Consider the following 6,950-nt stretch of genomic DNA (forward strand, 5'->3'; position numbering starts at 1 on the left):
CACCTCGACGTACAACTGCTCCTTGCTGCCGAAGTAGTAATAGATCATGCGCTTGGAGGTGTGGATCCGCTCGGCGATCGCGTCGACGCGGGCGCCGGACAGGCCCTGCTGGACGAACTCGACGATCGCCTCCTGCAGAATGTTCTCACGGGTCTTTTCCGGGTTGTTCTTGCGACTCTTGCGCGGCACTGCGTCGGACTCGACAGCAGCGGCGGAAAGTTCTGAATTCATGGTCATCGCGGGCTCACGGCCATCACTGTACAAGCGGCGATTATGGGCCGCGCGGGACAGTGAAGGAAGCCGCGCAGCCGGTGTTTGATCCCGCGTTTACGAATTCCCTACAACTTCGCCTGACGCACCGCACCGCTGCGCGATTTGGCCATCGCCGCCAGCCGTACCGCAACGTTAGCCGCGCCATAGCCGGCATAGCCATTCTTGCGCTGGATGATCTCGAAGAAGAACCGCCCCTCGAACGGCTCGGTGTAGACATGAAACAACTCGCCGCCCTGGGCATCACGGTCGTAGAGCACGTTGTAATAGGCCAGTTCGCTGAGGAATTCATCGTCGAAATCGAAGCGCGCGGCGAGGTCGTCGTAGTAATTGAGCGGGATGTCCAGCAGCGGCACGCCGGCCTCTTTGGCGCGACTGACCTGGGCGAAGATGTCGTCACAATCGAAGGCGATGTGGTGCACACCGGAGCCGCGATAACTCGACAGCGCATGCGAAATGGCAGTGTTGCGGTTCTCGGAGATGTTCAGCGGCAGCCGGATCGAACTGTCGCGACTGCGCAGTGCGCGGCTCTTCACCAGGCCGTACGGATCGGGCAGCACCACTTCATCGTCGGCTTCGAAATCCAGCAGGCTTTTATAGAACAGCACCCAACTGTCGAGGCTGTCCGCCGGCAGCGCCATGGCCATGTGATCGATACGCTTGAGGCCGCCGCCGGTCTGCGCGTCCGGCAACAGATTGAAATCGGTGCCGTACACGTCGGCGTCCGCATCGACCAGATAAATCAGGCTGCCGTCCGGCGCGCGCACCGCCGCCAGCTCCAGTTCATTCGGCCCGACCAGCCCGCGATAGGGCTGCCCCTTGTAAGCGACGGCGCGGGCCAGTGCACTGGCGCTGTCCTTGACCCGCACCGCAGTGGCGCACAGCGACGGGCCGTGGGCTTCGAAAAAGCTGTGGGCGAACGAATACGGCTCGGAGTTGAGGATCAGGTTGATATCGCCCTGACGCAGCAGGCTGACGCTCTTGGAGCGATGCTGCCCGGCCTTGGCAAAACCGAGGCGTTGCAGCCAGTGACTGAGCTTCGCGCCCAGCGCTTCGTCGACGGCAAACTCGAGAAATTCCACACCGTTGTATTCGCTGGCGGGCGGCGTTTCGAAAAGAATTTCACGGTTGGCCACCGGCGGCGCTTCCTGATCGAGACGCTGACGGGTCTTCTCTTCCAGATACAGCAGCGAGCGCAAACCGTCGGCGGCGTTGGCCCGTGGCGGTGCGGCGCGGAAGCCGTCGTTGAAGATTTCCAGCGACAACGGCCCGGTATAGCCACTCTTGATGATCGGTGCGAGGAAACCCGGCAGATCGAATTCGCCCTGCCCCGGGAAGCAACGGAAATGCCGGCTCCACTCCAGCACGTCCATGGCCAGGATCGGCGCGTCGGCCATTTGCACGAAGAAGATCTTGTCGCCGGGAATGTCGGCGATCGCGCTGGGATCGCCCTTCAGCGACAGAGTGTGAAAGCTGTCGAGCAGCACGCCGAGGTTGGGGTGATCAGCCTGACGGACGATGTCCCAGACCTGCTGATAGGTATTGACGTGACGGCCCCACGCCAGCGCTTCGTAACCGATGCGCAAACCACGGGCGCCGGCGCGTTCAGCCAGCAGGCGCAAATCATCGACGAGGATTTGTTGATCGCCGACACTGTCCGGCGAGGCGTTGCTGCAGACCAGCACCAGGTCGGTGCCAAGCTCCTGCATCAGATCGAACTTGCGCTCGGCACGCTCCAGGTTACGCGCCAGACGATCACGGCGGCAGCCTTCGAAATCACGAAACGGCTGAAACAGGGTGATGGCGATCCCCAGATCGGCGCACATCTGTTTAATTTCCCGGGGACTGCCGTCGTAGTACAGGAGGTCGTTTTCGAAAATCTCCACGCCGTCGAACCCGGCGGCGGCAATGGCTTCGAGTTTTTCCGGCAGGGTGCCGCTCAAGGAAACGGTGGCAATGGAACGCTGCATGTTTCAACTCCCGGACTGCGCCGCTTTATCTTTACTGTAGGAGCTGCCGAAGGCTGCGATCGTTTGATCTTGATTACCAAAACAGCAAAATCAAAAGATCGCAGCCTTCGGCAGCTCCTACCAGGGAATGGGTTTTTATAGTGAGGGAAATTATTGGCTGCATCCCTGCGCGCAGCAATTTAAAGTGTACTACCCGGTTAGTTTTGCGTGCGATTATCGAACACTAAGGCGATTTGGCGAATTGACGATTTTTTGTTCACTGCCCAACATCGGTTGCACATCGAGTCCGGCCACTAACCACCGGGCAAGGTGTTCGACAGAAAAGAACACCAAATAACAAATCCAAAAACGGGTGGAACACATGATTCCTTCACAGACTTCCCGCATGGCTCCGGCCATGAGCACTGCCACGGGTGGCATAGGCGACAAGATCCGCGGCGCCATGGCTGTCGGCAAGACCCGCTGGGGCATGCTGGCGCTGGTGTTTTTCGCCACCACCCTCAACTACATCGACCGCGCCGCACTCGGCGTCATGCAGCCGATTCTCGCCAAGGAAATGAGCTGGACGGCGATGGATTACGCCAACATCAATTTCTGGTTCCAGGTCGGCTACGCGATCGGTTTTGTCCTGCAGGGACGTCTGATCGACCGGGTCGGCGTCAAGCGCGTGTTCTTCTGCGCCGTACTGCTCTGGAGCCTGGCCACCGGCGCCCATGGCCTGGCGACCTCGGCGGTCGGCTTCATGGTCTGCCGCTTCATCCTCGGTCTGACGGAAGCGGCCAACTACCCGGCCTGTGTAAAGACCACGCGCCTGTGGTTCCCGGCCGGTGAACGTGCAGTCGCTACCGGCATTTTCAACGCCGGCACCAACGTCGGGGCGATGTTCACGCCGATGCTGCTGCCACTGGTCCTGCATGTGTGGGGCTGGCAAGCGGCGTTCCTGTGCATGGCGGCACTCGGCGGCATCTGGCTGCTGTTCTGGGGCTTGAAGTATTTCAATCCGGAAGATCACCCGACGGTGAAGCAGTCGGAACTCGATTACATCCAGCAGCAAGTCGAACCGGAACAGGCCCGCGTGCCGTTCAGCAAGATCCTGCGCATGCGCGGCACCTGGGCCTTCGCCCTCGCCTACTCGCTGACCGCGCCGGTGTTCTGGTTCTATCTGTACTGGCTGCCGCCGTTTCTCAATCAGCAATACAACCTCGGCATCAACGTGACGCAGATGGGTATTCCGCTGATCATCATCTACGTCACGGCTGACTTCGGCAGTGTCGGCGGCGGGATTCTGTCCTCGTTCCTGATCGGTCGCGGCATGAACTCGATCAAGGCGCGGTTGCTGTCGATGTTGCTGTTTGCCTGCTGCATCATCGGCGTGGTCATGGCTGCCGGCTCGGCGAATCTGTGGGTGGCGGTGGCGGCGATCTCGCTGGCGATCGGCGCGCATCAGGCCTGGACTGCGAACATCTGGAGCCTGGTGATGGACTACACGCCCAAGCACATGATGAGCACGGTGTTCGGCTTCGGCGGCATGTGCGCGGCGATCGGCGGGATGTTCATGACCCAGATCGTCGGCCACATCCTCACCGTCACCAACAACAACTACACAGTGCTGTTCACGCTGATCCCGGCGATGTACTTCCTCGCACTGACGTGGATGTACTTCATGGCACCGCGCAAGATTCCGACCGTTACCGAATAACCTGCCTGCATACATCCCATTGTGGGAGCGAGCCTGCTCGCGAAGGCGTCACGTCAGCCGCTGAATATGGCGACTGACCCACCGCTTTCGCGAGCAGGCTCGCTCCCACAAGTTGTACCGGGATCCGCTCTTCAGCGCCGGCTCTGCTGCCACGCTGCCGCCAATCCGCTGCAACAGATCACTGCGATACCAATCACCGTCAACCCGCTCGGGGTGTGATTGAACAGCAGCCAGCCCAACAACCCGGCAAAGACAATCTGGCAATAGCCGAACGGCGCGAGCAATGCCGGTGCGGCGTGACGGAAGGCCTGGGTCAGGAACAGATGCGCCGTCATCCCGCAGCTGCCCAGCGCCAGCATCAGCGCGGCGTGAGTCCACGTCGGCACTTGCCAGAAGAACGGCACCAGCGCGCTCATCACCAGGGTATTGCACAGGCCGGCAAAGAAGTTGCTGGTGGTCGGACTGTCCACTTCGGCGAGCTTGCGCGTCAGCAATTGGTAGAAGCAGAAGAACAGCGCCGAGCAGAACGGCAGCAGGATCGCCGGGGTGAACAGTTCGCCGCCCGGGTGGACGATGATCAACACGCCGATGAAGCCGCAGATCACCGCAATCCACTGCCCGCGCGTCACGCGTTCCTTGAGCAACGGCACCGATAACGCCGTCACCAATACCGGCGCGAGAAAGTTGACCGCCGTGGCTTCCGCCAGCGGGATGTACAGCAGCGCCGTGGTGAAAAACAGGCTGGTGCCGAGCAGGCACAGGGCACGGGCGAGCTGCCATAACGGTTTTTTCGTGCGCAGCACACGCAAGCCGGACTGCGGCAGGAAAATCCCCGCCATCAACAAGGTGTGCACCACATAGCGCGCCCACACCACCATCACGATCGGATAAAAACCGGAGAGGTATTTCGACAACGCGTCGTGGCTGGAAAACAGGAACGTCGCCACGACAATCAGCAAGATCCCCTTGAAGGGCTGGTTGACACCGGAGAGCGGGGTGCTGACGGTCATTGGCAATCTCTGAAAAAAATCCGGGCGAGCGTTCGCGCTGGCGGCAATCGTTGTGGCAATCATAGTCGGCTGAGCTTTCAGCAACCGCACAGGTTGCACTCTTCTTCGCCGGGAAACCGCCGCCAGGCAAAACCTTGAGGCAAGATTCCCGCCACTTCGGCGCCCGGCCAGTGTGCAACATCACAGACTGCCGTCGAAACAGCGGGTTCATGAATTCGACGGAAGAAATTCCACTCGGGATTGAATTCACGGCCCGCTCGGCCGTCAATACCAGGCCCGCACCATGTGGGCGCGTGTGCATGGACGGACGACCGGACTGGCGCCACACTCACACAGCGGCAACACTCATCACCAGCAGATTCATCACCGGCAATAAAAGAGGATTCCCACATGCTATGGAAAAAAGGCCGACGCAGTGACAACGTCGTCGACGCCCGGGGTGATGATGCCGGCGGTGGCGGCGGCATGCGCTTCGGTGGCGGCAAGGGTCTGAGCCTGACCGCTATTGTGCTGATTGTCGGCATCGGCTGGCTCACCGGCCAGGACCCGATGCAGATCCTCGGCCAGTTGACCGGGCAGATGGAGCAACCGGCGGCTACTTCGCAAACCCGCCAGGCGCCACCGGCCAATGATGAACAGGCTGAATTCGTCCGCTCGATCCTCGGCGACACCGAAGACACCTGGGGTCCGATCTTCCAGCAGGCCGGACGCCAATACAAAGACCCGACACTGGTGCTGTTCAGCAATCGGGTGAACTCCGCGTGCGGCATGGCCACTTCTGCCACCGGCCCGTTCTATTGCCCGGCCGACCAGAAGGTTTATCTGGACATGGCCTTCTTCCAGGAAATGTCGCAGCGCTTCAAAGCCGCCGGCGATTTCGCTCAGGCTTACGTGATTGCGCACGAAGTCGGCCACCATGTGCAGACGCTGCTGGGCGTCTCGGCGAAGATGCAGGCGGCGCGTCAGCAAGGCCGGCAGATGGAGGGCGACGGCGGCTTGCTGGTTCGTCAGGAATTGCAGGCCGACTGTCTCGCCGGTGTCTGGGCGTATAACGCGCAGAAACGCTTGAACTGGCTGGAACCGGGCGACATCGAGGAAGCCTTGAACGCCGCCAACGCCATCGGCGATGATCGCTTGCAGCAACAGGGTCAGGGCCGCGTGGTGCCGGACTCGTTTACCCACGGTACGTCAGCGCAAAGGGTGCGCTGGTTCAAAACCGGATTCGCGCAAGGCCAGGTAAGCCAGTGCGACACCTTCGCGGCGAAAACCCTGTAAATGCATAAATGGCTTGTGGCGTTACTGTTCATCGCCGGCACCGCGCAAGCGGCCGGCGTCGATGCGATCAGCCCCGGTCGCCTGCAACTCAAGGCCGGGGAAATGGCAGTGGGCATCGGGCCGGCACCGGAAAAGATCGAGCGGGTGCTGATCGTCATTCACGGTCGCCTGCGCAACGCCGAGACCTACCGCAAAAGCGCGGAAAGTGCCGCCGAACTCGCCGGGCAGACCGCGCACACGCTGGTGATCGCTCCGCAGTTTCTCAATGAAAGTGACGTCAGCCTGTATTCCTTACCGCCGACGGTGCTGCGCTGGCAGGGCAACGAGTGGATGGGCGGCGGCTTGTCCACCGGGCCAAATCCGCTGAGTTCCTACGCAGCGCTGGACGAAATAGTCGCGCGGGTCAGCGATCGCAAACAGTTTCCGGACGTGAAGCAGATCGTGATCTTCGGCCACTCCGGCGGTGGTCAGGTGGTGCAGCGTTACGCCCTGCTCGCCAAGGATCAGCCAGCGCTCAAGGCCAACGGCATTCGCTTGCGCTATGTGGTGGCCAATCCTTCGTCTTATGCGTACTTCAACGAGCAGCGGCCAGTGGCGTTCGATCACGCGCAATGCCCGGGTTTCAATCGCTGGAAGTACGGCCTGGCGGACATGCCGGTGTATGCCGGCGGGCAAACGCCGTTGCAGGTCGAGAGCGCTTACGTCAAACGCGAGGTGATTTATCTG

6 protein-coding genes are annotated in these 6,950 nt (G+C 61.0%); 3 read left to right on the plus strand and 3 right to left on the minus strand.

All coding sequences use genetic code 11. The features are described from left to right. Together D6877_RS30015 and quiC are read right to left on the minus strand one after the other, a co-directional pair. On the minus strand, nt 1-237 hold a 237-nt coding region (locus D6877_RS30015), incomplete at its 3' end, for a helix-turn-helix domain-containing protein (RefSeq protein WP_241662927.1). 101 nt (nt 238-338) lie between these two features. Next, entirely contained in the window at nt 339-2,240 is a 1,902-nt protein-coding gene (quiC, locus tag D6877_RS19685) for a 3-dehydroshikimate dehydratase QuiC (protein ID WP_130911839.1), read from the minus strand. 361 nt (nt 2,241-2,601) lie between these two features. Between quiC and D6877_RS19690 the strand changes: the two genes are divergently transcribed. Continuing rightward, nucleotides 2,602-3,939 (plus strand): MFS transporter, encoded by a 1,338-nt coding sequence (locus tag D6877_RS19690; RefSeq protein WP_024014417.1) that lies wholly within the window; start codon nt 2,602-2,604, stop codon nt 3,937-3,939. A gap of 131 nt (nt 3,940-4,070) precedes the next feature. On the opposite strand, the gene D6877_RS19700 is transcribed toward D6877_RS19690, so the two are convergent. Further along, nucleotides 4,071-4,949 carry a DMT family transporter gene (locus D6877_RS19700; RefSeq protein WP_016773077.1) on the minus strand — a complete coding sequence of 293 codons (879 nt, stop codon included), beginning with the start codon at nt 4,947-4,949 and terminating at the stop codon, nt 4,071-4,073. Between the two features lie 390 nt (nt 4,950-5,339). On the opposite strand from D6877_RS19700, the gene D6877_RS19705 reads away from it, so the two are divergent. Together D6877_RS19705 and D6877_RS19710 are read left to right on the plus strand one after the other, a co-directional pair. Beyond that, entirely contained in the window at nt 5,340-6,224 is an 885-nt protein-coding gene (locus D6877_RS19705; protein ID WP_110646124.1) for a neutral zinc metallopeptidase, read from the plus strand. Beyond that, a partial coding sequence (locus D6877_RS19710; RefSeq protein ID WP_130911852.1) for an alpha/beta hydrolase occupies nt 6,225-6,950 on the plus strand: 726 nt, incomplete at its 3' end.

Origin of the sequence: Pseudomonas sp. Sample_9 (genome assembly GCF_004307535.1) — a bacterium.
Lineage (GTDB): Bacteria > Pseudomonadota > Gammaproteobacteria > Pseudomonadales > Pseudomonadaceae > Aquipseudomonas > Aquipseudomonas mercuritolerans.

What these genes read in the sequence shown, in the direction of transcription:
- quiC (WP_130911839.1), bottom strand. Translation starts at nt 2,240, where the DNA reads ATGCAGCGTTCCATTGCCACCGTTTCCTTGAGCGGCACCCTGCCGGAA.
- D6877_RS19690 (WP_024014417.1), top strand. Translation starts at nt 2,602, where the DNA reads ATGATTCCTTCACAGACTTCCCGCATGGCTCCGGCCATGAGCACTGCC.
- D6877_RS19700 (WP_016773077.1), bottom strand. Translation starts at nt 4,949, where the DNA reads ATGACCGTCAGCACCCCGCTCTCCGGTGTCAACCAGCCCTTCAAGGGG.
- D6877_RS19705 (WP_110646124.1), top strand. Translation starts at nt 5,340, where the DNA reads ATGCTATGGAAAAAAGGCCGACGCAGTGACAACGTCGTCGACGCCCGG.